Below are 24,308 nucleotides of genomic sequence, written 5' to 3'. Positions count from 1 at the left end.
CCCGCCAGCTAGAGTACGGTCCATGCCCGTTTCGCCTCCGCACTTGGTTGCCGTCCCCGCGGGCAGCGTCCTGCTGCGGGACGCCCGCTCGGAGAGCTCCCGCGAAGTCAGCCTGGAGTCGTTCAGGATTGGTGCTACCCAGATCACCCGCGCCCAGCACGCAGCCACCTCCGGTTCTGCCGAAGCCGTCGGCGGATCACCGCAACACCCCGCCCATCCCGCGACATGGTTTGAGGCGGTCCGGTGGTGCAATGCAGCATCCCGGGAGGAGGGGATCGAACCCGCTTACACGATCCGCGGTCGTGACGTGCATTGGGATCTCAGCGCGGCCGGCTTCCGGCTGCCCACCGAGGCGGAGTGGGAATGGGCCTGCCGGGCGGGCACATCCGGCCCGGCCTACGGAACGCTGGCTGACATTGCCTGGACAGCTGCCGACCATCTGGAGGGGCCGCAGGAGGTGGGGCTTAAGCGGGCCAACGACTTCGGCCTCTTCGACACGCTCGGGAACGTCTGGGAGTGGTGCTGGGACTACGCCGACCCGGCTCGCTATGCCGACTACCGGAGCCTGCGCGGCGGCGGCTGGTCCGATCGTTCGTGGAGCTGCCGCGCGTCCGTCCGCCGCGCCAGCGCTCCCGATGCGGTCTTGGAGGATGTTGGCTTCAGAGTTGCACGCGGAGCGGTCGGCGAAAAAGGCTCCGCCGCCGCCCAAGGCTGGTCGGCGGCGGCAGACCGTGCGCGTGCAAGGGCGATCTGGCCTTTGCCCGTGGGCTGGACGCCGCTGGCGCCGTTGCCCGCGGGTGCTCCTGGCGAAAGCACGGACTTCGGGCACTAGGCTTCAGGCATGCAGCCAGAGGAGCAGCGCCGGCGCTATGAGTGGCCGGACAACGACGAGATCCTGCGTCGCCGCTACGGTGCTAAGTCGCGTCCCGCCCACCACCGCGTGATTCTTGGCCGCTACGCCTTCATCAAGGGCTGGCTGGTGGCATTCGGCTCGTGGCTCATGTTTTCCCTGACCGTGAGCATCATCGATACGGTGATATCGCCGGACTCGACCGCCCTGAGCATTTGGGACTTGGTGCTGATGGGCAGCTTTTTCTTTGCCGTTTTCCTCGGCGCTCCGTTTGCCCTGGTTCTTTCCGCGCTGCTGCGCCCGGTTCGGCAGCAGGGGATCCACGTGCTGGTCTTCACGGCGGGCATCGGCGGGTTCACTTGGGCAGTTTTTACCGGTCTCGCTCCGGAGACGGGAGCCTTGCCTGCCGTCTTCGCAGCGATCGCCGGAGTCACTGCCGGGCTCGGCCGAGCGTCGGTGATTCCCGACGTCGAAATTCACGACGACGACGGCGCTGCTGGTTCCGCGGGGCCCGCCGCCGTCAGCGGGGATCCGCAGCAGCTTTGACCAACGGAAGCGTCCGCTCCTGGAAGTGGCTGTTGAGCACGATCACGGAGGAGGAGCGCAGCACCGTATTGGTTGCCATTACCTGATCGAGCACGCGCTGCAAATCGGCGTTCGACCGGGCAACCACACAGGCCAGCAGGTCACTTTCGCCGGACACGGTATGCAGTTCCAACACTTCCGGAATGTCGGCGAGCGCCGCCGCCACGGCGTCGTGGCCGGATTCCTGCCGGATCACGAAAGAACAATAGGCGCGCACAATGTAGCCCAGCGCTTCGGGTGAGAGTCGGGGTCCCCAGCCCGAGGTCACGCCGGCGCGTTGCATCTTGTCCAACCGGGCCTGTACTGTGGCACGCGCAACTTTCAGTACCCGCGAGGCTTCCAGCACGGACATCCGCGGGTCCTCCGTGAACAGCGTGACGATGTCCGCATCGAGAGAATCGATCTGCATGACGCTGGGCGTCCTTTCGCGTCGGTAACCGCCAATTGCGGAAACTGCTAGACAAATTGTCAGCCCCTGTGCTGATTTCACCAAACAACAGGACAGTCGATGCCGCGACCGCGACCCGCCACCACCCACCACCGCGAGCCCACCGGTCCGGCGCCCGTCGGCCTCGGACACGGCATGAAGCAGCGCCAGTTGATCATGATGGGCCTTGGCAGCGCCATTGGTGCAGGCCTCTTCCTCGGTTCGGGAGCGGGCATCCAGGCCGCCGGACCGGCCGTCCTGGTTTCCTACTTGCTGGCGGGCACGCTGGTGATCATCGTGATGTGGGCGCTGGGCGAAATGGCTGCGGCCAACCCCAGCAGCGGCGCCTTCTCCACCTATGCCGAGAAGGCGATGGGCCGCACCGCCGGCGCCACCATCGGCTGGCTTTGGTGGCTGCAACTGGTGGTGGTCATCGCCGCCGAGGCGGTCGGCGCCGCCGGACTCTTGGCCACGATTTGGCCGGTGTTGCCGGTCTGGCTGCTGGCACTGGTGTTCATGGTGGTTTTCACCGTGGTCAATTTGTTCGGAGTTCGGAATTACGGTGAATTCGAGTTCTGGTTCGCCATCTTCAAGGTCCTCGCCATCTTGGCCTTCCTCGCCGTCGGCGCCGCCCTGCTCTTCGGCTGGCTGCCCGATGTTCCTTCCCCCGGGCTGGGCGTAATCTTCGGCGGTGACGGCTTCGCCCCCAATGGAATTGCCGGAATCGGCGCCGGGCTGCTGGTGGTGATCTTTGCCTTTGGCGGCACCGAGATCGTGGCCGTCGCCGCCGCGGAAACGGAAAACCCGGGCCCCAGCGTCGCCAAGGCCATCCGCACCGTCGTCTGGCGCATCCTGGTGTTCTACTTCGGTTCCGTGCTGGTGATCGCCCTGACGGTACCGTGGGATTCGGAGGCGCTGGCATCGCCCTTTGCCGCGGTGCTGTCCGCCGCGCAGATCCCCGGGGCGGATGCGGCCATCACGCTGGTCGCGGCCATCGCCCTGCTCTCTGCACTGAATGCCAACTTGTACGGCGCTTCCCGGATGATCTTCTCCCTCTCGGAGCGGGACGAAGCGCCCGGTGCCCTGCGCCGGCTTAGCCGCAGGCGGGTTCCGATCCGGGCAGTGTTGGCCTCGGTGGCGTTCGGTTTTATTGCCACCGTGCTGGAACTGATCTTCCCGGAAAGGGTCCTGCCGGTGCTGCTGAATGTGGTCGGCTCCACCTGCCTGGTGGTCTGGGCGATGGTTTTGCTGTCCCAGCTGGTGCTGCGCCGCAGGGCGGACCGGGACGGCACCGAGCTGCCGTTCCGCATGCGCGGCTTCCCGGCCGTCACCTACATCGGCCTGGCCCTGCTGGCCATCATTCTGGTGCTGGGCTTCTTCTCCCCGAACACCGGCATCCAACTGCTTTCCACCTTGGTACTCATCGCCGGCATCGCCACAGCGGCGAAAATCAACGCCCGCAGAAACTCTGCAAAAAGTTCCCGCCTACCCTAAACCTCCTAGCAGTTTGTCTACGCGGAGGCGTGAAGTAACAGACGAATTGCGCACGTTGTGCGGTGAATCAGTTGCATATTGCGCACCCCCTCTCCGGGTGACTATCGTCACGGTAAGCAACCGACGCCGTCGGCCGCCGCCTAAGCGGTGGGCCCGCGGCACCGAAACTATATGGAGGAGCAGGCATGAGCGACGTTCTTGCCCTGGACCCGTCGGCCCAGCCCGACCTGTCCGCCGAAGACCTCAAGCAGCTCTACCGGCTGATGGTGGCGGTGCGCCATCTGGACGAATCGGCCATCCGCTGGCAGCGCCAGGGCCTGATACCCGGCTACGCGCCGGAGCTGGGCCAGGAAGCCGCGCAGGTCGGCAGCGGCTACGCGCTGGACATGGCCCGGGACTTCGTCTTTCCTACCTACCGGGAAATGGGCGTGGCCCGCACCGTGGGTGTGGACATGGTCGAGTACATGTCCACCCACAAGGCCAGCTGGCACGGCGGACTCTATGATCCGCAGGCCGCCCGCTTCGCGCCGATCCAGGCCGTGGTGGCCGGTTCCGTGCTGCACGCCGTCGGCTGGGCCCACGGCCAGACGCTTTCCGGTACCCCTGCCGGCGAGCTCGGCGTAGCCATCACCTACTTCGGCGACGGCGCCAGCTCGCAGGGCGACGTGCATGAAGCCATGAACTTCGCCGCCGTCATGAAGGCCCCGGTGGTCTTCTTCATCCAGAACAACGGCTTCGCCATCTCGGTGCCCACCGAGCGCCAGGTGGCCGGCGGCTCGGTGGCCGCCCGCGCCGCCGGCTACGCCATGCCGTCGCTCCAGGTGGACGGCAACGACGTGGTGGCCGTCCACCAGGCCACGGCTGCCGCCCTGGCACACGCCCGCTCCGGCAACGGACCGGCCATCGTGGAAGCCATGACCTACCGCCGCGGCCCGCACTCCACCAGTGACGATCCCGGCCGCTACCGCACCCTGGCCGAGGAACGCGCCGACGGCGGCGAGGATCCGTTGGCCCGGATGCGCAGCCGGCTGCTGGCCGAGGGCCTCGCCGGCGAGGACTTTTTCACCGAAGCCCTTGAGGCGGCCCAGGCCGAAGAGGAACGGATCCGCAACGGCGTGGGAGCACTTGGCTCCCGTCCGGGCACCGAAATGTTCGATTTTGTTTACCAAGAACCCACCCACGCCTTGAAGGCCCAGGCACGCGCCTGGCGAGAGGAGTCCGAGCATGTCTGAGCACACCACCCTCAGCGACCTCGAAGCCGCCATCGACAACACCTTCGCAACCGATGCCCAGCAGGCATCCGTTGACGTGGTGGAGCCCGGCATTGTCGCCGCCGTCGAGACCCTCTCCATGCAGCAGGCACTGAACCGCGCGCTGGCGGAGGTGCTGGAGGAAAACCCCAAGGCACTGGTGCTGGGCGAGGACGTCGGGCTGCTCGGCGGCGTCTTCCGAATCACCGATGGCTTGCAGAAGCAATTCGGCGAGGACCGGGTTTTCGACACTCCGCTGGCCGAATCGGGCATCCTGGGCATGTCGGTGGGCCTGGCCATGGCCGGCTACCACCCCATCCCCGAGGTGCAGTTCGACGGCTTCGCCTACCCGGCGATCAACCAGATTGTCTGCCAGGTGGGCCGGATGAACTACCGCAGCCGCGGCACCATGCCGATGCCCATCACGCTGCGGGTACCCAGCTTCGGCGGGATCCGCGCCCCGGAGCACCACGGCGAGTCGCTGGAATCGCTGTTCGCCCATGTACCCGGCCTGAAGGTGGTCTCGCCGTCCAGTCCGAACGAGGCCTACCACCTGCTCAAGCACGCCGCGACGCGGCCGGACCCGGTGATCTTCATGGAGCCGAAGTCCCGCTACTGGCAGAAGGGGCCGGTGGACACCAGCGCCGACGGCTACTCCCCCGAAGGTTCCCGGATTGTCCGCGAAGGCAAGCACCTGACGCTGGTGGCCTGGGGCGCCATGGTGGCCCGCTGCCTGCAGGTGGCCGAACTTGCCGCCGAAGACGGCATCGACGTCGAAGTGCTGGACCTGCGCTGGCTCAAGCCCATCGACGCCGAAGGTTTGGCGGCGTCCGTGGCCAAGACGCGACGCGCCGTCGTCGTGCATGAAGCGCCGCTTACCTCCGGCCTGGGCGCCGAAGTGGCGGCTCTGATCACCGAGCGCTGCTTCGGCACCTTGCGTGCGCCCGTTGAGCGGGTGACCGGATTCGACGTACCGTACCCGTCAGGAGACCTGGAAGACGAGTACGTGCCCAACATTGACCGCATCCTGTTCGGGATCCAGCGAGTATTGGAGTATCGCCGTGGCTGAAATTTCGTTCCCCCTGCCCGATCTGGGCGAAGGCCTGATTGAGGCGACCGTGCTGGAGTGGCTGGTCGCCGAGGGCGAACAGGTCGAGCGCAACCACCCGCTGGTGGAGGTGGAGACCACCAAGTCCGCCGTTGAGCTGCCTTCGCCGCAGGCCGGCAAAGTAGTGAAAATCTACGGCGGCCCCGGCGACACCATCAAGGTGGGCGACCCGCTGATCGTCTTCGAGGTCCCCGACGACACCGCCGGTATTGTGGGCACTGTACCGAAGGAAGAAGCGCCCAGGCGCCGCGTCCGCTTGACCGCGGCGCTCGACGACGAGGACTAAACATGGGAACCCACCGGGTGCACACCGTTGAAGGCGTCGACCCGCACCTGCACGTGCAGGTGTACGAGGCGGCCGAGGGCACCGAAGGACCTCGCCGGCCAGTGATCCTGCTCCACGGTTTTGCCTCCTCCGCCAAGCTCAACTGGGAGGACGCCGGCTGGATCACCGCGCTGACCCAGGCCGGCCGGCGGGTGGTGACGGTGGACCTTCCCGGCCACGGCGAAAGCACGGCGCCCGAAGAAATGGATGCGTACGCGCCCAGCCGGATCCGCGCCGACCTGCTGCAGCTGATCCAGGACGCCAAGGTCCGTCTTTTGAAAGAGGACGACAGCGACACCGGGGTGGACCTGATCGGCTACTCCCTGGGTGCGCGGCTGGCCTGGGAATTCGGCGCCACCCAGCCGGAACTGGTCCGAAGGATGGTGCTCGGCGGCCCGGGCAGCGCGGACCCGCTGGCCGACTTCGACCTGCGTGCCGCGCAACGCTTCCTGGCCGACGGGACGCCGATCGACGACGTCAACACCGCCGAATTGCTGCGGATGGCCAAGCTGGTGCCGTCCAACGACATCTTCGCGCTGATGACCATGATCGAAGCGGTCAAGACGGAACCGTTCGTGCCCGCCGAAGCCGTGCCGAAAATGCCGGTGCTGCTGGTGGCCGGAGACAGGGACGACCTGGCGGCCACCGCTCCGGAGCTGGCCGCGCTCGCGGAGGCGGCCGAGTTGATGTGGCTGCCGGCCCGTACGCACGCCAATGCGGTGACTTCCCGCGCCTTTAAGACCGCCGCCATCGAATTCCTCGCCGGATAACCCTTTTCGCTTCCAACCGGAGACGCGGAGCAGGCTGTTCGTCGCTACAATGGCCGACGACAGCAAATCCCGGGGGCGTGGAGGCTTGATGGAGACAATCCTGGGCGGGCGCTACAGGACGCGAGAGCTCATCGGGATCGGCGGGTCAGCCTCTGTGTACCGGGCCGTGGATGAATCCTTGGGCCGCGACGTGGCCATCAAGATGTTCGCTCCGACGACGCCCGATGACGACGAGTACCGGCGGCAGCATACTGAGACCTTGCTGCTGGCCACCCTGAATCACCCCGGTCTGGTCACCTTGCTGGACGCCGGCCTGCACACCGCCGACGACGGCGCCACCGCCAGTTTTTTGGTGATGGAACTGATCGAAGGAGCCGACCTTCGGCGCAGATTGCGCGGCGGCCCGCTGACGTCCGTCGAAACGGCTCAGATTGGCGCCGATCTGGCCGACGCACTGAACTACATCCACAACCACGGGGTGATTCACCGCGATGTGAAGCCTGCCAACATCCTGCTGGCCAACGGCCACCTCGAGGACACCTGGCACCACCCCAAGTTGTCCGATTTCGGCATCGCCCGGATGGTCGAAGCCAGCATGACCACCGCCCAGGGCGCAACCATCGGAACTGCCAACTACCTCAGCCCGGAACAGGCGTTGGGCCACCCGGTCACCGGAGCCGCCGATGTGTATTCGCTGGCACTGGTCCTGCTCGAATGCCTCACCCGCGAGAAGGCCTTTTCCGGCACGCCGATGGAGGCCGCCCTGGCCCGGCTGCTGCGCGACCCGGAGATTCCAGACTGGCTCCCGGCCCGCTGGAAAGATCTGCTGACCCGGATGACCAGCCGCAATCCGGATGCGCGGCCCACTGCGCACGAGGTTGCGCTGAGCCTGCGGAACCTGGCGGAAGCCCCGCTGCCCGAGCCGTCCGCTGTCGTTTCGCCCTCGCTTGGTTCCAGCGGAGCCGGCAACGTTGCCGCGGCATCCGCGGCGAGCGCATCCCCCGTGGCCGAGCTGCCCACTGCTGGGCAGCCCTCCGCCGAGTCGCCCGCAGAGCGTACCGGCGGCAATACCACCGGGAACCTGGCCATCCCCGCGCCGCCGAACCGCGCTCCCAGCGTGGGCTGAACAGCAGCCATTCATAGTCTTTGAATCGTCCTCGGCCGCCGCTACAGTTTAGCCAGATCCCGGGTGCATAGCGGCCGCGCGTCGACCATGAAACGGGCAGCAATATATCGACGTAGGGCGCAAACTTCCGCCAGCTAGCCCTACGTCCCTTCGGTCCGGTCCATCCGTGCGAGCGCCACCAAGAACAACATCGGGCGAAGCCAGTGCCCGCACCTTTCAACTCTCCGACCGATCGTTCGAGAAATGTTTCGCCACCCCCTTGACGTGGCTTCCGCCACACGCGATGATAGATCGTATACGATTTCGTACTTCACAGGAGGATGCTTTGTCCGAAGGCAACGTCACCCAGTCCGCCGCCACGCTGCAGGCGGTGGATAGCAAGATCCTGGAGGACGCCGGCAAGGTGCTGGCCGTACACCTCTCCTACAGTTCCCGGGCGGAACAGCGCGGACGGGTTCCCGCCAACCCTTCCTACTTCATGAAGGCCTCCTCCTCGCTGGCCCTATCGGGCGGCACCGTGGAGCGTCCCGCCAACACCGAGCTGCTGGCCTTCGAAGGTGAAATCGCCTTGATCATCGGCAAGCCCGCCCGCCGCGTCTCCGTCGAGGAAGCCTGGAATTACGTGGGCCAGGTGACCGCCAGCAACGATCTGGGCGTCTACGACATCAAGTATGCGGACAAGGGCTCCAACATCCGTTCCAAGTCCGGCGACGGCTTCACCCCGATTGGCCCGGCCCTGCTGCCGGCTTCATCGGTCAACCCGGACGCGCTGCGGATCCGCACCTGGGTCAACGGCGAGGTTGTCCAGGACGACACCACCGCCGGCTTGATCTTCTCCTTTGCGCGGATTGTGGCCGACCTGTCCCAGCTGATGACCCTGCACCCGGGCGACGTCATCCTCACCGGTACCCCGGCCGGATCCTCCGTGATCGTGCCGGGCGACGTCGTCGAGGTGGAGGTATCGGACGAAGCCGCCGGCCTGAGCACCGGCCGCCTGTCCACCACCGTCACCCAGGGCGAAGCGGAATTCGCCTCCTTCGGCAACACCCCCAAGATCACCGACCAGGACCGGATCGATGCCTTCGGCAGCGAAGAAGCCGCAGGCCTGGCCCCGGCAGTCACCGGCAAGTCCGCGCTGACCGAGGAGGTCAAGGCCAAGCTGCTCTCGGTTGCCACCGCCACCATCTCCGGCGCGCTGCGCAAGCGCGGGCTGAACAACGTCAGCGTTGACGGCCTGCTGGCCACCAAGCCCGGCCAGAAGGTCATCGGCACCGCGCGCACGCTGCGCTACGTGCCCAACCGTGAGGACCTGTTCAAGTCCCACGGCGGCGGCTACAACGCCCAGAAGCGCATCATCGACGCCATCGGCCCGGGCGAGATCCTGGTCATGGAGGCCCGCGGCGAAAAGGGCTCGGGCACGCTCGGCGACATCCTGGCCCTGCGCACCCAGGTGCGCGGCGCGGAAGCCATCATTACCGACGGCGGCGTCCGCGACCTGTCCGAGGTGGCGGCACTGGAGATCCCCACGTTCTACAACGGCGCCCACCCGGCGGTCCTCGGCCGCAAGCACGTCCCGTGGGACACCGACGTGACCGTCGCCTGCGGCGGCACCACCATCCAGCCCGGCGACATCATCGTGGCCGACGACAACGGCATCCTGGTCATCCCGCCGGCTCTGGCCGCAGAGATCGCCGACGAGGTCGTGGAGCAGGAACGCCAGGACACCTTTGTCTTCGAGATGGTCAAGGAAGGCAACAAGATCGAGGGCCTGTTCCCGATGAACGCCGAATGGCGCACCCGTTACGACGCATGGGTCGCGGAGCAGCCGAAGTGACCACCCTGGCCCCCAGCAAATCGGAGCAGGCCTACGAGCTGCTGCACGAGCGGATCGCCAAGGGCGAGCTGGTGCCCGGCTACCGGCTGGTCCTCGGCACCATCGCCGCGGAACTGGGCTGCAGCACGGTGCCGGTGCGCGAGGCGATCCGCCGGCTGGAGGCCGAGGGTCTGGTGACCTTCGAGCGCAACATCGGCGCGACGGTTGCGGCCGTTGATGCCGAGTTGTACCTGCACACCATGGAGACGCTGGCGGTGATCGAGGGAGCTGCCACGGCTCTGGCCGCTCCGCTGCTCTCCGCGGTGGACATGGCGGAGGCGCGGGCGATCAACGCCGAGTTGCGCCGCTGCCTGGAGGACTTTGATCCGCCACGCTTCACCCAGCTCAACGACAGGTTCCACGCCGTGTTGTACGAGCGCTGCCCCAATCCGCACATCCTGGACCTGGTCCACCGGGGCTGGAACCGGCTCAATGCCATGCGCGCCTCCAGCTTCAGCCACATCCCCGGCCGTGCCCGCTCCTCCGTGGAGGAACACGAGCAACTGCTGGATTTGATCGACGCCGGTGCCAGCACCAGCGAGGTGGAGAAGGCTGCCCGGGCCCACCGGACCAACACGCTCAACGCCTACCTGGCCGCGGACGGCATGCCGCCCTCGCCCCTCTAGACCCAACCGACTACCCGAGACCGCAATTCCCAATGGAAAGGACCATCATGGCCGAGCACTTTGTTCCGGACAACCTGCCCACCCACCTGCAGCACTACATCGGCGGCAAGCTCGTCGACTCCATCGACGGCGACACCTTCGACGTGCTGGACCCCGTCACCAACAAGCCGTACATCAAGGCAGCTTCCGGCAAGGTCGCCGACGTCGCCGCGGCCGTCGCCGCCGCCAAGGACGCTTTCGAGAACGGTCCCTGGCCGACCATGCTTCCGCGCCAGCGCTCCCGCGTGCTGCACCGGATCGCCGACATCGTCGAGTCCCGCGGCCAGGAACTGGCCGAAATGGAGTGCTTCGACACCGGGCTGCCGATCAAGCAGGCCCTGGGGCAGGCCCAGCGCGCGGCGGAGAACTTCCGCTTCTTCGCCGACCTGATCGTTTCCCAGCACGACGACGCCTTCAAGGTCCCCGGCCGCCAGGCCAACTACGTCAACCGCAAGCCCATCGGCGTCGCCGGCCTGATTACGCCGTGGAACACCCCGTTCATGCTCGAGTCCTGGAAGCTGGGACCCGCGCTGGCCACCGGCAACACCGTGGTCCTGAAGCCGGCCGAGTTCACCCCGCTCTCCGCCTCCCTGTGGCCGGGGATCTTCGAGGAAGCCGGCCTGCCCGAGGGCGTCTTCAACATCGTCCACGGCTTCGGCGAAGAAGGCTTCGCCGGCGACTCCCTGGTCAAGCACCCGGATGTCCCGCTGATCTCCTTCACCGGCGAGTCGCGCACCGGCCAGATCATCTTCGCCAACGCGGCCCCGTACCTGAAGGGCCTGTCCATGGAGCTGGGCGGCAAGTCCCCCGCCGTCGTCTTTGAAGATGCCGACCTGGAGGCCGCCATCGACGCGACCATCTTCGGCGTCTTCTCCCTCAACGGCGAGCGCTGCACCGCCGGCTCGCGCATCCTGGTCCAGCGGAGCATCTACGACGAATTCGTCGAGCGCTACTCGGCCCAGGCCAAGCGGGTCAAGGTCGGCCTGCCGCACGAGGAAACCACCGAGGTCGGCGCACTGGTCCACCCGGAGCACTTCGACAAGGTCATGTCCTACGTGGAGATCGGCAAGCAGGAGGCCCGCCTGACAGCCGGCGGCGGACGCCCGGCGGAATTCCCGGAGGGCAACTTCATCCAGCCGACCGTCTTCGCCGACGTGGCCCCGGACGCCCGGATCTTCCAGGAGGAAATCTTCGGGCCGGTCGTGGCCATCACCCCGTTCGACACGGACGAAGAGGCCCTGGAACTGGCCAACAACACCAAGTACGGACTGGCCGCCTACATCTGGACGAACGACCTCAAGCGGTCGCACAACTTCGCCCAGAACGTCGAGGCCGGCATGGTGTGGCTGAACTCCAACAACGTCCGCGACCTGCGTACCCCCTTCGGCGGTGTGAAGGCGTCCGGCCTGGGCCACGAGGGCGGCTACCGCTCCATCGACTTCTACACCGACCAGCAGGCCGTCCACATCAACCTCGGCGAGGTGCACAACCCGGTCTTCGGCAAAGCCGAAGACGCCGCCGCAGTGACGGACGCCTAACCCTTATCCCTACCGCTCGAAGGAGAGAATCATGAGCAACGTCATCCCCAAGCCCTCCGTCCCGGCCCCGGACATCCTGCGCTGCGCCTACATGGAGATCGTGGTGACCGATCTGGCCAAGTCCCGCGCGTTCTACGTGGACCTGCTGGGCCTGCACGTGACCCACGAAGACGACGAGGCGATCTACCTGCGCTCGTTCGAAGAGTTCATCCACCACAACCTGGTGCTGCGCAAGGGCCCGATCGCCGCCGTCGCCGCCTTCGCCTACCGGGTCCGGAACCCGGAGGACGTGGACCGCGCCGAGGCCTACTACAAGGAGCTGGGCTGCCGCACCGAGCGCCGCAAGGAAGGCTTCGTCAAGGGCATCGGCGACTCGCTGCGGGTGGAGGATCCGCTGGGCTTCCCGTACGAGTTCTTCCACGAGGTGGACCACGTGGAGCGCCTGCACATGCGCTACGACCTCTACTCCGCCGGCGAACTGGTGCGCCTGGACCACTTCAACCAGGTCACCCCGGACGTCCAGCGCGGCCGCAAGTACCTGGAGGACCTGGGCTTCCGCGTCACCGAGGACATCAAGGACTCCGACGGCGTGACCTACGCCGCCTGGATGCACCGCAAGGGCACCGTGCACGACACCGCCCTGACCGGCGGCAACGGCCCGCGCATGCACCACGTGGCCTTCTCCACGCATGAGAAGCACAACATCATCCAGATCTGCGACAAGATGGGCGCGCTGCGCATGTCCGACCGGATCGAACGCGGCCCGGGCCGCCACGGTGTGTCCAACGCGTTCTACCTGTACATCCTGGATCCGGACGGCCACCGTGTGGAAATCTACACCCAGGACTACTACACCGGCGATCCGGACAACCCCGTCATCACCTGGGACGTGCACGACAACCAGCGCCGCGACTGGTGGGGCAACCCGGTAGTCCCGTCCTGGTACACCGAGGCCTCCCTGGTGCTGGACCTTGACGGCAACCCGCAGGAAGTCGTCGAGCGCACCGACAACTCCGAGATGGAGGTGACCATCGGCGCCGACGGGTTCTCCTTCACCCGTGAGGACGACGAGGACGGCACCTTCCGCGGCCAGGCGTCGAAGGGCTTCAAGATCGGCAACCAGGTCTAGTTCCTTCAGGCCCGCTTGAATAACGACGCCGGTGGGCGGCTTCCGCACGGACGCCGCCCACCGGCGTTTGCGTACCCTTGCCGCTTCCGACAGCCGGTGCAACACTGGCAGCTACTGGGGGCCGGTCAGCGGCCGGCGGGGCTGCCCGTTGGCCACCACTCTATGGGGAAGAGGAACACCCATGTCTGCTCTGCACAAGCTGATGGCACGGATCGAACAAACCGAGGCACTGGACAAGGTTGCGCAGCCGGTCGCCGGTCTGGTGGGCCGAATTGTTAAACCGCGGCCAATCCGGAACATCCTCAGCGGCAGCTATCTGGGGCATCCGCTGCACCCGCTCATGACCGACCTGCCCATCGGCGCGTGGACCATGGCGACGCTGCTGGACACGGTGGGCGGCCGCCGCGCCGAGCCTGCCGCCGACCTGCTGGTCACCGCCGGAATCCTGACGGCGGCGCCCACCGCCTGGGCCGGGCTCAACGACTGGTCGGACACTCAGGGCGGGGACCGCCGGGTGGGAATCGTGCATGCCGCCGCCAACGCAACGGCACTGGTCTGCTTCACGGCATCATTGGTGGCCCGCCGCAGCGGCCGCCGCCGCGTCGCCAAAGTCATCGCGTTGGGCGGGTTCGGTCTGCTCATGTCCGGCGGTTACCTCGGCGGGCATTTGAGCTACTCGCGCGGGGTCAACATCAACCACACTGCGTGGCGGGAGGGGCCGGCCGAATGGACCAGTGTGCTGGCCGCGAGCGAGCTGACCGATGACATGCCGCAACTGGTGCAGGTCGGTGACCTGTCGTTGGTCCTGTACCGCAGCGGCGGCACCCTCCGGGCTCTGGACAGCGTCTGCAGCCACATGGGCGGACCGCTGGACGAGGGCACGGTGGACGACGGGTGCGTCACCTGCCCCTGGCACGGCAGCACGTTCCGTCTGGCGGATGGCAGCGTCGTCAGAGGCCCTGCCAGTTCCGAGCAGCCGGCCTACGAGACGCGCGTCCGCGAGGGACACATCGAAGTCCGCCGGCGCTGATCCACGGTTGCCCGGGGCCCGTGTGCCGTTGGCTCCGGTCAGCCCGGTGGCGGCAGCGCGCGGAATCAGCTGCTGCCGGCCCGCCGTAAGGACGCACGCGAGCCGCGGCGGGCATCGGAGACGGCAATCACCAGCGTAGCCATGACAGAGACAGCAGTGACACAGAGTCCCGCGGTGATCGCCGCGGTCCAGCCCGCCATGGCCTGGACGGAAAAGGCGACGGCGGTGATCACCGCGATGCCCACGGCGGTGCCAATCCGCTGCGACGTCTGCAGCACTCCCCCGGCGCTGCCGGAATACTCCAACGGCACCTCGGCCAGCGTCAGCGTCTGGTTGGGGGTAATGATCAATCCCTGTGCCATGCCGATGAAGGACAACGTCAACAGCATCCACCAGATGCTGAGCACGCCGGCCGCCTCCAGCTGGATGACCGCGATGGTCAGGCCCAGCCCCAGCAACGCGCAGAGGATTCCGACGACGATCGACTGCCGCCCTTGCTCCAGCACTCGCTTGCCGGACCAGTGCGAGGCATACGCGCCGAGCAGGGCGGCGGGCAGGCCGATCAGCCCGGCCTCAAGCGCGGTGCCGCCCAGACCTTGCTGGATGTAGAGCGCCACCAACACCCACACGCTGGTCACACCCATGAAGTACAGGCCGGCAATCACGGAGCCGTTCGAAAAGCTGTGCGTGCGGAAGATGCGCAGGTCCACCATCGGGCTCCGGCCGCGACGTCGGTAGGCATGTTCCCACCACGCCCACGACGCCAGCAGTGCCGCTCCGCCGGGGAGCAGCAGCCAGATCCAGGGACCGGTCCCGCGTTCCACGAACGGCAGCAGCAGCGCCAGCACCGCCAGTCCCAGGAGCACAGCTCCGAGCGGATCCAAGTCGCGATCGGCTGTGGCGGCATCCCCGCGGCCGTCGGCGTGCCGGGGCTTGAACCACATCAAGGCGAGCACAATGGCCAGGATCCCGAAAGGAACATTCACCAGGAACGTCCAGCGCCACCCCTGCTGCACGCCGACGAACTCAATGATCATCCCGCCGACCAAGGGCCCGATGGCCACCGAAATCCCAATCACGCTGCCGAGTGCACCATAGGCCCGGCCGCGTTCGGCGCCGCGGAAGTACTGCTGGATCATGCCCACGGCCTGCGGATTCAACAGTCCGGAACCCAGCCCTTGCAGAAAACGTGCGATGTTCAGGGTGAGCGGGTCGGGAGCCAGTCCGGCGGCCACCGAGGAGAGCGTGAAAAGCGCGACACCCGCGATGAACAACGGCCCGCGGCCCAGAATGTCGCCCGCCCGGCCGGCGGCCACCAGCACCACACCGAAGGTCAGCGCGTAGCCGGAAAGCACCCACTGCAGGTCCGAATCGGACGCCCCCAGCCCGATCTGGATGGACGGCAGCACCACGTTAACAATGCTGACGCTGACCAGCGACATGAAGATGGCCACCAGCAGCACGGCCAGGATCCGCCAGCGGCCGGGATCCGGCACGAAGCCCGCCTCGGCGCCGTCAGGGCCGTCGGGGCCGACCGAAAGGTCGACAGCAGGATGGTTCTCTGGCGCGGAGTCGGAGACTGGGGTCACCCCTCATTCATACGCCCGGCGCACTCCGCTGCCAAACGGCGAGGGACCTTCGCGCCGCAACGCGGGCCAAAACCTCAGTCAGCCTGCGCTTCTAGCGGCGCTGGCGCAGCCGGCGCAGGTAGAGGGCCGCCGACATGGCCGCCGCCAGTTCCAGCAGGATGACGCCCAGCATCATTTCGGTGTGCGGAAGGGCTGCTGTCAACGGCGCGGACGGGACGGCGGTCCCGGCGTGGCCGCCAGCGATCACAGTGCTGCCCGCGGCTGAGGCCATCCCGTGCCCGGCATGGCCGCCGGCATGCGAGCCGGCCCCCGTCAGCAGCAGGGTGTGGAAGGCTGCCATGGCCAGCGCCGCGAACATCAACATCCGGGCGGGTCCGGCCCCGCCGTGGCGCCACGTTTTCAGTGCGCACGGCAGGCAGAACGCCGCCATGGCCAGCATCAGCAGACTCTGCCACGGCGTGTCCAGGTGCTGCCAGGCCATCCACAGGTGGGCGGCGATGGATATGAAGGCGACCACGGCGCACAGCCGGGCCAGCGGCACAAGCCACGCGCCGCCGTCGTGCGGTGCCGTGGATCTCAACTGCGCGACCGCGGTCATCTCCACACCCCCTGGTTAGCGGTGGCAGTGCCCGCCGGCGGCAGGCTTGCTTGCCGGCACGTCCAGCACGGGGCTGCGGTCGAAGAAACCATCCGGGCGGAGCCTGAATCCGGCCGTGTCTACCGGCATAATAGGCCAGTCCTCCACCCGCGGGTAGTGGGTCAGGCCGAAGGTATGCCAGAGCACAATGTCCTCGCCATCGATGTTGCGGTCCTGCGCCACGTAGGCCGGCAGCCCGGCGCCGCCGGCATGCTGGTTTACGAAGTCGCCGGTCGGGTAGCGCTCGTCCTCTGAGTACTGGGTGACCCACAGGTCCTTGGCGGCGAACGCCGCGCGCTTGGCCACCGACGACTCCGGGTCGGCCAGCAGCATGGGCTGGCCCTGCGGCATCAGCTTGTAGGCCACCGGCTCGCCGAGCCGGTTTGCGGATTCCGGGTTGGAGATGTGCCAGGTCCGGCCGGCCGGCATGTTGGCTTCGCGGACGCCCTCGGCCTCGGTCTTCAGCAGCGTGCGACGGCGGCTGAAGGCGTTGCCTCGCTCGTTGCCTTCGCCGAGGGGAACCCGCACCGCTTCCTCTTCCTCTACCCGGTTGGTGAAGCCGTCCAGTGCCATGTCCAACCGGGCGCTGAACAGGTGCTGGTGGTACGGCGCGCCCAGTCCCGGGGCCATCTCGGAGGCGTACTCGTAGCCCTTGCCCGGGTAGGCGCTGGTGAACACGATCCCGGTGGCCTTGGCCTCGAACTCGATGGTGCCGTCCAGGTAGAGGTACCAGTAGAAGCCGTAGTCATAGTTGCCGATGGTGGTGAAGAAGGAGACCACCATGCGCCGGTTGCGGCGGGTGTAGTTGATCCCGGTCCACAGGTCGGAGTGCTTGGCCAGGATGGAGTAGTCCTCCTCGTGCATGCAGATGCCGTTGCGGATCTCGCGCGGGTTGCCAAAACCGTCGGCGATCACGGGCGAGAGGTAGGTGATCTCGCCCAGGCAGTCGCAGCCCAGTTCCAGCGAGTTGGCGTACTGGCCCACCAGGTATTCGCCGGTGTCGAAGTAGTTCTGCCAGGAGCGCACCGGCGACGGGTCGCCGTAAGGGACCACCATTTCCGCGATGGATGCCCGCTTGATGATGGAGCGGGTGCGGTCGCCGTCCTGGAAGCCGATGTTGTGCAGCACCACGCCCTCTCGGACGTCGAAGCCGACGTCGAAAGACCACTTCTCCCACTCGATGTGGTTGCCGCCGGTGACCGTGAAGCTGGGGCCCTCGGGCTGGGTGATCTCGATGGGCTTCTGCGTGGTGCGGAGCTCGCCGGTCAGGTCCGGATCCGTGTAGTTGCCGTGCTCGGCCGGAACGGGCATGGCACCGAAGTCCAGCACCTGGTCCACGGTCTTGTTCACGATGTCCACGTAGGCCACCAGCCCGTCGATCGGGTGTGCCCAGGCGCTGTCCTCGGGGAAGTTCTGGTAGAAGGCCAAGCCGCGCAGGATCCGCCGGCCCTTCTCCTCCGGATACTCGAACACGCCGGCAGAGAGCGGAGCGACCCGCACCTTGTCGATCTCCAGACCGCGCTCGGCGATGGCTTTCAGCCATCGCTCATCGGTGGAGAGGATCGCTTCAACAACCTCGAACTCCTCCTCCAGCACCGGCAACTCGCCGGTCACCGAGGTATCCAGCTCGGCCACCGTCAGGACCTTGCCGGAAGTGACGGAGACGGTCACGTCCTTCGGCGCGGCACCGGTGACATCGAGCAGGAAGGCGCGGAAACGCCGGTCTTCGGTCGCTTCGGCTCCGCGGCGCGGCGGGTCCAGCAGCCCGAGGTAGGCGAAGCGGGTGTTTTCCCCCGCCAGCCCCGCCTCGGCCAGGATGGTGCGGACGGCGGTGATTTCTTCGGCGGAGGCCAAAGCATAGGAGGAAACAGTGGCGGCAGCAGCGGTGGTCATAGCGGCCCTTTCACGAGCAACGGGAAAACGCGGGCCGGAAAGCAGCTGTGAGCGACACCACGTTCTTTTTTCTATGTTCGTAGAGAATAACCCTCAGTAGGATTCATGGCAAGGGTTTTTTCTACGCACGTTTTATCAGGAGGCTGCCGGTGCCGAAGATCGTCGACCACGACCAACGCAGGATCGAACTGGTCCAGGCTACGTGGCGGATCATCGCCCGGTACGGCATTGACGGTGCCACCATGCGTGAAATTGCCGCGGAAGCGGGCTTTGCCAACGGCGCCCTCAAGCCCTACTTCCCCACCAAGGACGACCTGCTGGCCTTTGCCTTCGGCTACGTTTTCGACCAGACAAACCGGCGGGTGGCCGATTCCATCCGCGGCCACAGCGGCCTGGACGCCCTGCGCCGCTACTGCATGGAAGTCCTGCCGGTGACAGACGTGACCATCAGCGAGGCCCGGCTGGTCATCCCCTTCTGGCAAAAGGCCCTCAACGACCCGGACAAGGCCGCACTCCATGCCGACTCGATGGAACGTTGGCGCGTGGACTTCATGCGCTTCCTCGCCGAGGCGCGGGAGGCTGGCGAGGTCCACACCCAGGCCAGCGATGACGTACTGGCAGGGCAGCTCATGTCCTTCCTGTTGGGCGCACAGATCACGGCTTCCCTTACCCCGGACCACCACTCCCCCGAACAGTTGATTGAACATCTGGACAGCTGGCTCCGCATGGTCGGGGCGGATTCCTGATCCACTTCTTTTTTCGCCGGTTGTGGAAAATAGATGACAAGGCGGCGGAGCAGGCGCTATGGTATGGGGACTGTGTCGTGAGACACACCTGATCCAGGTTCCAAGCGAAGGGGCCACCGTGACGCTTACCTATCCCGAACGCAGCACCCACAGCCAATCGGGCACTGCCAGCGACTTCCGCGGCTCCGCGCCTTCAGCCGTGCAGGTCGCCGAAGCCCACTCGTTCTCCGAGTGGAACACGCTCATTTCCGAGTCCTTTGTGCCCCTGCAGGCCCGCACCAACTCCCCCACCGGTTTCCGCGGCCGCCTGCGGTCCCGCGTCCTCGACGAATTGTCGGTAGTGGAAGTGACCGCGAACAGCCACAAAGTGCTGCGCACGCCGGGCCTGATCACTCGGTCCGACCGCCTCTACTACAAACTCAACCTGCAGCTGTCCGGCACCGGCATCCTGATCCAGGACAACCGCGAAGCCGCCCTGCGGCCGGGTGATCTGGCCGTCTATGACACACACCGGCCCTACACCTTGGAGTTCGACGACGATTTCCGCACCCTGGTGTTGATGTTCCCGCACGACGCGCTGGATCTGCCGACGGAGTCGGTGGCCGAACTGACGGCTGTCCGGATGGCCGGGGATGCCGGCATCGGCCGGATGATCAGCCCGTTTATGGTGCAGCTGGCGGACAACCTTGAGCTACTGTCGGGCCCCAGCGGCCACCGGCTGGCCCATAACGCCGTAGACCTGCTGGCAACCTTGTTCGACAGCGAGCTGCACAGCGGGGACGGGCCGCCGCAGCGCGGCCACCACAGCGAGTTGCTCGCTCGTATCCGCCAGCACATCGAAGCGAACCTGGGCGACCCGGAGCTGTCACCGGCAGCCATCGCCGCAGCCCATTTCATCTCCACCCGGCACTTGCACAGCATTTTCCACGACGCCGGCACCACGGTGGCCGGATGGATCCGCGCCCGCCGGCTCGAGCGCTGCCGCCGCGACCTGCGCGATCCGCTACAGGCCGACCGCGCAGTCGGTGCCATCGCGACCCGCTGGGGCTTCACCGATGCCGCCCATTTCAGCCGGGTCTTTCGCGGTGCCTTCGGTGTCCCGCCCAGCACGTACCGGCGCACCTGACCGCGCCGCTTCCCGCAGCGGCCTTGGGTGGGAGCCCATAACGAGGAACGCAGCAGGCAGACCCGAACCAGGTGCGGGCCCGTCTGCTGGGAAGTGTGCGGAACGGACGACGCCTGCCGCTAGCGGCCCGCGAGGGCTTCCAGGAGCTGGCGGAACGCCGACAGGTTGCGCGGGGCCGTGCCCGGATCCCGGGAGGCATCGATGCCTGCTTCCCGGATGGCTCCGATCAACAGGCCGGCAATGGCCTCGATGTCGAGTTCGGCGCGGAGGCCGCCCTTGTCCTGCTCGTTGCGAAGCTCGCGGACAAAAGTATCCAGCGTATGCTTCGACGCGCTGCCCCGCCGCCTGCCGATGCCGAAGTGCTGGGGTCCGGAGACGTTGTAGAACAGGCTCAATTCACGGCGGGCGGCCAAGTCGAGCATCGCCCGCGGGTAGGCGCAGAGCTTCTCGATCCAATCGTCCTGCCCGGCGGCATCGCGCTCAGCAGCGTCGATGAGATCCTGCCCGATGGTCCGGTAGGCCTCGGACATCAGATCCGTCCGGCCGCCCGGAAAATGGGCGTACAAGGTTGCCCTTGATGTTCCGGCACGTACCGTGATCCGATCAATGGTGGCGGTCTTGGCGCCTGCAGCATCGATGATGTCGATCGTCGCGCGCACCAGGTCTTGGCGGGTGCGAAGTTGTTGCCGTTTCCGCAGCGGAAGCGGCTCTGGCAGTTCGGGTACGGTCCCCTGCCCGGGGGCGCGGTCCATGGTGGTGTGCTCCTGTTCCGCGGCGCTCATACCCGCGCCGCCGGCTGCCCGGCTTCGGCCAGCAACGCGGCGTCCAGTACGTCGATAACCCGGTCCAGTTCGTCCCCTTCGATCACCAGCGGCGGACGGATCTTGAGAATGTTCTCGTTCGGTCCGATTCGGCTGATCAGGATGCCGGCACCCACTAAAGCTTCGACGATCCGCTTAGCCAGGTCTCCGTCGGGGCCTCCGGCGCTGTCGACGAGCGCCAGTCCGAAGAACAGGCCGCGCCCCTTGGCCGCTGCTGCCCTCGGATGGCGCTCGACGAGCTCGCCCAGCCGCGCCGCTACATGCCGTCCGAGTTCACCTGCACGGGCAACCAGCCCCCGGTCGATGATCTCGTTGAGCACGGCGTGGCCGGCAGCGGCTGCCGCAGGTGTGCCCGCGAATGTATTGAAATACATGTTGGTGCTGCTGAATGATTCGAGGACGTGCTCGGTGGTGACGACTCCACCCAGCGGGTAGCCATTGCCCAACGGCTTACCCAGGGTCACCACATCGGGCTTGATTCCCGTGGCCTGATGGCCCCACCATTCGTCGCCCAACCGCCCGAGGCCGGTTTGCACCTCGTCCGCGATCACCAGCCCTCCGGCTGCCCGGACCCGTTCAGCCAGGCCCTCAAGGTAGCCCTCGGGCACGCGGGGCAACCCCTCGGTGGAGAATGCCGGCTCAATAAGGAGCGCCGCGACCCCGTGGCCCGCCTCCTGCAGTGAAGCAATGGCGGTGTCGACTGCGGCCAGGGCTGCCTGCAGCATATCGCCGGGGCGGCCAGCCTGGCCCTCCCCGTCAAGATCAGGAACGTGGATGGTCCGGACATGGTCACCGAGCGGTTCCGAAACCGTGAGGCCGGTGGTGAGCGCGGCCAGGCTGATGGTGTTGCCGTGGTAGCTGTGGTCCGTCACGATCATGCCGCTGCAGCCAGTCATGTGCCGTGCAATGCGCAGTGCCAGTTCGTTTGACTCCGAACCGCTGTTGGTGAAGTACACCCGGTCGAGTGGGGCGTCAAAGGTGCGCAGGAGCAGCTCGGCATAGTCCACAATCGGCGCACTGAGATAGCGCGTGTGGACGTTGAGCGTCTTCATTTGCGCGCATACCGCTTCGGCCACCCGCGGATTCGCGTGGCCGACCTGCGGGACATTGTTGTAGGCATCCAGATAGCGGCTGCCTTCGGCATCGACGACCCAGGCCCCTTCCCCCGAGACCAAGTGCAGCGGCCGGTCATAGAACAGCGGGGAATAGGGCCCGATGGTTGCCGCCCGGCGGTCCAGCAATTGCTGGTCCCCCACGGCCTGTCCCTTGGAATGCACCTTTGCCAGTGTGCCCGTGTAGTCGCGGCACATCTCGACGACGACCGGCAGGACTTCGGCCCGAAGGAAACCGCTCGTTTCATCGTCAGGACGATTGGCGGCCCACCCAAGGTATGTGAGCGCCCTCGCCAGGACGAAGGTATCCAATTCTTCGAGGGCCCGCTGCGGAATCTCCGCCGCCTTGCGGTAGCCGTCCAGCAGGGCGGCCCGGTAATCATCGGCGTGGGGATGCCGGTGGTACCAGAACAAGATGGTGGCCAGGTCGAAGAGCCACCAGCCCTCGCCAAAGTCATCGAAATCGATCAGAACGAAGTCACTGCCGGCCGCCAGCACGTTCTCCGGCGTGAAGTCGGCATGGATTACGCCAAAGAACTCGGGCGCAGTGCCCAGGCTGAGCAGGCGCTCGCGGATGCGCTTTTCGGCGGTATCGATCAGGCGGCGGTCCTCAGCTGTCCCGGCAAGCCGCCGCGGGTCGCCCCACAAAGCCCCGGGTCCGGTGAGTCCGTCCAGATCCCACGCTGGCCTGGAATAGCCGGGGATCTTCCCGATATGCCGGGAAGCGCTATGGAACCGGGCACAGATCTCCCCCAGCCGCGAGAAAACCCCGACAGTCAGCGCATCGGTCCCCATCCAGGCATCACCTGCATCGCCAAGCGGGCTGCTGTTGTCCACCCAGTGCTGGGCATCAATCTGGTAGGCCTCGCCGTCGCTGCCACTAACCTCGGCGAAAAGACCGCCGGAGACTGTCCGCACCACATCCGAAACGGGAACGCCTAACTGGTGAAGGGCCGCCATGAATGCGCCCTCGGTCCGGACTTCGTCGTCAGTTCGGTGCCCGAGCCTGTGGATCCTCACCGCGTAGGAGGCATCGCCGTCGGTCACGCGGAAAACAACGTTCTCGCGCTGCTTGACGAAGTCGATGGCGGCGCCGGGGCCAATGCCAAACATCGGCAGGGCGTTTCTGGCGATGGCCAGGGCTTCATCGCGGGTCAACTGCGTCATGAGACTCCTCGTACGGACGGGATGGGGGCTGTTCGGGCCGACTATACCGGCAGTTCAGGAAAAGGAGAATCCTTTGCAAGAAGTATAAAAAACAGACCGACAGTCTGCATTTCGGACCGCTCTTCCATTGCCCGGGATCTGTGACTACTTTGACTCATGTCCTCTTCAGCACAGCTGGCGGCAGGACACCCAACGAGTGGAGGAAAGCGGGAGTACGCATGTCATCGTCACCATCAGCCGGGACCCAGCTCCCCCGGCGCGTCCTCATCACCGGCGGTTCCTCTGGTATCGGGCTGGCGGTGGCGCAATTGTTTGTCCAGGCGGGTTCCGACGTCGGCATCTTGGGACGCGATCCGGGCCGGCTGGATGCAGCGCTGGCCGAACTCGGCAGCACAGGACCAGGGCGGGCGGCCGGAGTCTGCGCGGATGTCGCAGAAGATCCGCAGGTGGACAAGGCGGTGACCGATCTGGCCGGGCAGTTGGGTGGTCTCGACGCGCTCGTCACCTGTGCCGGCATCGAAGGCGAAATGGGAGCGGCCTGCGAGGACGTCACGGCGAAGAGCTTCCGGGAAGTACTCGACGTCAACGTTGTCGGCACCTTCCTGGCAGTCAAGCATGCCCTGCCCTACCTCAAGAAGTCCGCGGGCAGCAGCGTGACGATGGTCGGCTCTGACTCCGGTTTCGTCGCGGTGCCGGGCATGCTTGCGTACAACGCGTCGAAAGGCGCATTGGTCCAGATGACCCGCGCCCTCGCCGTCGAACTCTTCGACGAGCACGGCATCCGGGTCAACAGTGCCTGCCCGTCCATTGTTGACACACCACTGGCCCGGCGCGGCCTCGGCGACGAGGCCATGGACCAGCCGTCCTTTCCGCTGCAGTCAGCCGAGGACATTGCCTGGACGGTCAGCTACCTGGCCTCACACCGTTCGCGGGCGGTCAACGGGGTCAACCTGCTCTCCGACTTCGGCTACACCGGCCGTTCGTCCTTCCCTGCATAAAGGGCTGCAGCCGCCGCTCGGCCCGGCCAGCTTACGGCGCGCATTGTCT

At 66.5% G+C, this 24,308-nt stretch carries 22 protein-coding genes; 16 read left to right on the top strand and 6 right to left on the bottom strand.

What is annotated here, in order from left to right:
• Positions 1 to 22: 22 nt before the first annotated feature.
• Together MNQ99_RS07985 and MNQ99_RS07980 are read left to right on the top strand one after the other, a co-directional pair.
• Positions 23 to 832, top strand: a complete 810-nt coding sequence (locus MNQ99_RS07985; RefSeq protein WP_241915046.1) for a formylglycine-generating enzyme family protein — start codon at positions 23 to 25, stop codon at positions 830 to 832.
• A 9-nt stretch (positions 833 to 841) separates the two neighbouring features.
• Positions 842 to 1,396 (top strand): hypothetical protein, encoded by a 555-nt coding sequence (locus MNQ99_RS07980; RefSeq protein ID WP_241915045.1) that lies wholly within the window; start codon positions 842 to 844, stop codon positions 1,394 to 1,396.
• Here MNQ99_RS07980 and MNQ99_RS07975 read toward each other — a convergent pair.
• Positions 1,371 to 1,844: an Lrp/AsnC family transcriptional regulator gene (locus MNQ99_RS07975; RefSeq protein ID WP_127511511.1), complete on the bottom strand. Its 474-nt coding sequence runs from the start codon at positions 1,842 to 1,844 to the stop codon at positions 1,371 to 1,373. The two genes, MNQ99_RS07980 and MNQ99_RS07975, sit on opposite strands and share 26 nt — an antisense overlap.
• Positions 1,845 to 2,039: 195 nt before the next feature.
• On the opposite strand from MNQ99_RS07975, the gene MNQ99_RS07970 reads away from it, so the two are divergent.
• The 11 genes from MNQ99_RS07970 to MNQ99_RS07920 all read left to right on the top strand — a co-directional run bounded on the left by MNQ99_RS07970 (position 2,040) and on the right by MNQ99_RS07920 (position 14,170).
• Positions 2,040 to 3,356, top strand: a complete 1,317-nt coding sequence (locus MNQ99_RS07970) for an amino acid permease (RefSeq protein WP_241915303.1) — start codon at positions 2,040 to 2,042, stop codon at positions 3,354 to 3,356.
• Positions 3,357 to 3,541: 185 nt separating this feature from the next.
• Positions 3,542 to 4,588, top strand: coding sequence for a thiamine pyrophosphate-dependent enzyme (locus tag MNQ99_RS07965; RefSeq protein ID WP_241915044.1), 1,047 nt, complete (start codon positions 3,542 to 3,544; stop codon positions 4,586 to 4,588).
• 118 nt (positions 4,589 to 4,706) lie between these two features.
• Positions 4,707 to 5,675, top strand: a complete 969-nt coding sequence (locus MNQ99_RS07960) for an alpha-ketoacid dehydrogenase subunit beta (protein ID WP_422387523.1) — start codon at positions 4,707 to 4,709, stop codon at positions 5,673 to 5,675.
• Complete coding sequence (locus MNQ99_RS07955) at positions 5,668 to 6,000, top strand: biotin/lipoyl-containing protein (RefSeq protein WP_127511508.1); 333 nt, start codon at positions 5,668 to 5,670, stop codon at positions 5,998 to 6,000. The genes MNQ99_RS07960 and MNQ99_RS07955 overlap by 8 nt, the downstream gene beginning before the upstream one ends.
• A gap of 2 nt (positions 6,001 to 6,002) precedes the next feature.
• Positions 6,003 to 6,809, top strand: a complete 807-nt coding sequence (locus MNQ99_RS07950) for an alpha/beta fold hydrolase (RefSeq protein WP_127511507.1) — start codon at positions 6,003 to 6,005, stop codon at positions 6,807 to 6,809.
• A gap of 88 nt (positions 6,810 to 6,897) precedes the next feature.
• Positions 6,898 to 7,935: a serine/threonine-protein kinase gene (locus tag MNQ99_RS07945; protein ID WP_241915042.1), complete on the top strand. Its 1,038-nt coding sequence runs from the start codon at positions 6,898 to 6,900 to the stop codon at positions 7,933 to 7,935.
• Positions 7,936 to 8,260: 325 nt separating this feature from the next.
• Positions 8,261 to 9,769, top strand: coding sequence for a fumarylacetoacetate hydrolase family protein (locus MNQ99_RS07940; protein WP_277883613.1), 1,509 nt, complete (start codon positions 8,261 to 8,263; stop codon positions 9,767 to 9,769).
• Positions 9,745 to 10,434, top strand: coding sequence for a GntR family transcriptional regulator (locus MNQ99_RS07935; protein ID WP_127511504.1), 690 nt, complete (start codon positions 9,745 to 9,747; stop codon positions 10,432 to 10,434). The genes MNQ99_RS07940 and MNQ99_RS07935 overlap by 25 nt, the downstream gene beginning before the upstream one ends.
• 47 nt (positions 10,435 to 10,481) lie before the next feature.
• Entirely contained in the window at positions 10,482 to 12,011 is a 1,530-nt protein-coding gene (hpaE, locus tag MNQ99_RS07930; RefSeq protein ID WP_127511503.1) for a 5-carboxymethyl-2-hydroxymuconate semialdehyde dehydrogenase, read from the top strand.
• A gap of 31 nt (positions 12,012 to 12,042) precedes the next feature.
• Positions 12,043 to 13,140: a 3,4-dihydroxyphenylacetate 2,3-dioxygenase gene (gene hpaD, locus MNQ99_RS07925; protein WP_127511502.1), complete on the top strand. Its 1,098-nt coding sequence runs from the start codon at positions 12,043 to 12,045 to the stop codon at positions 13,138 to 13,140.
• A 181-nt stretch (positions 13,141 to 13,321) separates the two neighbouring features.
• Positions 13,322 to 14,170 (top strand): Rieske (2Fe-2S) protein, encoded by an 849-nt coding sequence (locus tag MNQ99_RS07920; protein ID WP_241915041.1) that lies wholly within the window; start codon positions 13,322 to 13,324, stop codon positions 14,168 to 14,170.
• Positions 14,171 to 14,235: 65 nt separating this feature from the next.
• Here MNQ99_RS07920 and MNQ99_RS07915 read toward each other — a convergent pair whose 3' ends face one another.
• From MNQ99_RS07915 to MNQ99_RS07905, 3 genes are all read right to left on the bottom strand, one after another.
• The gene (locus MNQ99_RS07915; protein WP_422387508.1) at positions 14,236 to 15,759 is read right to left on the bottom strand and encodes an MFS transporter; all 1,524 of its coding nucleotides are present in this window, start codon (positions 15,757 to 15,759) and stop codon (positions 14,236 to 14,238) included.
• 91 nt (positions 15,760 to 15,850) lie between these two features.
• Complete coding sequence (locus tag MNQ99_RS07910) at positions 15,851 to 16,363, bottom strand: hypothetical protein (RefSeq protein ID WP_241915040.1); 513 nt, start codon at positions 16,361 to 16,363, stop codon at positions 15,851 to 15,853.
• Between the two features lie 9 nt (positions 16,364 to 16,372).
• Positions 16,373 to 18,289 (bottom strand): primary-amine oxidase, encoded by a 1,917-nt coding sequence (locus tag MNQ99_RS07905; RefSeq protein WP_241915039.1) that lies wholly within the window; start codon positions 18,287 to 18,289, stop codon positions 16,373 to 16,375.
• Positions 18,290 to 18,438: 149 nt separating this feature from the next.
• On the opposite strand from MNQ99_RS07905, the gene MNQ99_RS07900 reads away from it, so the two are divergent.
• Positions 18,439 to 19,035, top strand: a complete 597-nt coding sequence (locus tag MNQ99_RS07900) for a TetR/AcrR family transcriptional regulator (protein ID WP_241915038.1) — start codon at positions 18,439 to 18,441, stop codon at positions 19,033 to 19,035.
• A 199-nt stretch (positions 19,036 to 19,234) separates the two neighbouring features.
• Positions 19,235 to 20,161, top strand: a complete 927-nt coding sequence (locus MNQ99_RS07895; RefSeq protein WP_241915300.1) for an AraC-like ligand-binding domain-containing protein — start codon at positions 19,235 to 19,237, stop codon at positions 20,159 to 20,161.
• A gap of 119 nt (positions 20,162 to 20,280) precedes the next feature.
• Here MNQ99_RS07895 and MNQ99_RS07890 read toward each other — a convergent pair whose 3' ends face one another.
• On the bottom strand, positions 20,281 to 20,943 hold the full coding sequence (locus tag MNQ99_RS07890; protein WP_241915037.1) for a TetR/AcrR family transcriptional regulator: 663 nt from the start codon (positions 20,941 to 20,943) through the stop codon (positions 20,281 to 20,283).
• On the bottom strand, positions 20,940 to 23,261 hold the full coding sequence (locus MNQ99_RS07885; RefSeq protein ID WP_241915036.1) for an aminotransferase class III-fold pyridoxal phosphate-dependent enzyme: 2,322 nt from the start codon (positions 23,259 to 23,261) through the stop codon (positions 20,940 to 20,942). Before MNQ99_RS07885 ends, MNQ99_RS07890 begins: the two co-directional genes overlap by 4 nt.
• A gap of 218 nt (positions 23,262 to 23,479) precedes the next feature.
• Here MNQ99_RS07885 and MNQ99_RS07880 point away from each other — a divergent pair, with 218 nt between their 5' ends.
• The gene (locus MNQ99_RS07880; protein WP_241915035.1) at positions 23,480 to 24,259 is read left to right on the top strand and encodes an SDR family NAD(P)-dependent oxidoreductase; all 780 of its coding nucleotides are present in this window, start codon (positions 23,480 to 23,482) and stop codon (positions 24,257 to 24,259) included.
• The last annotated feature ends 49 nt before the right edge of the window (positions 24,260 to 24,308 follow it).

Source organism: Arthrobacter sulfonylureivorans (genome assembly GCF_022637435.1).
Taxonomy (GTDB): domain Bacteria; phylum Actinomycetota; class Actinomycetes; order Actinomycetales; family Micrococcaceae; genus Crystallibacter; species Crystallibacter sulfonylureivorans.
The sequence above is the reverse complement of the archived record's forward strand: the minus strand, read 5'-3'. Positions and strand labels throughout refer to the sequence as shown.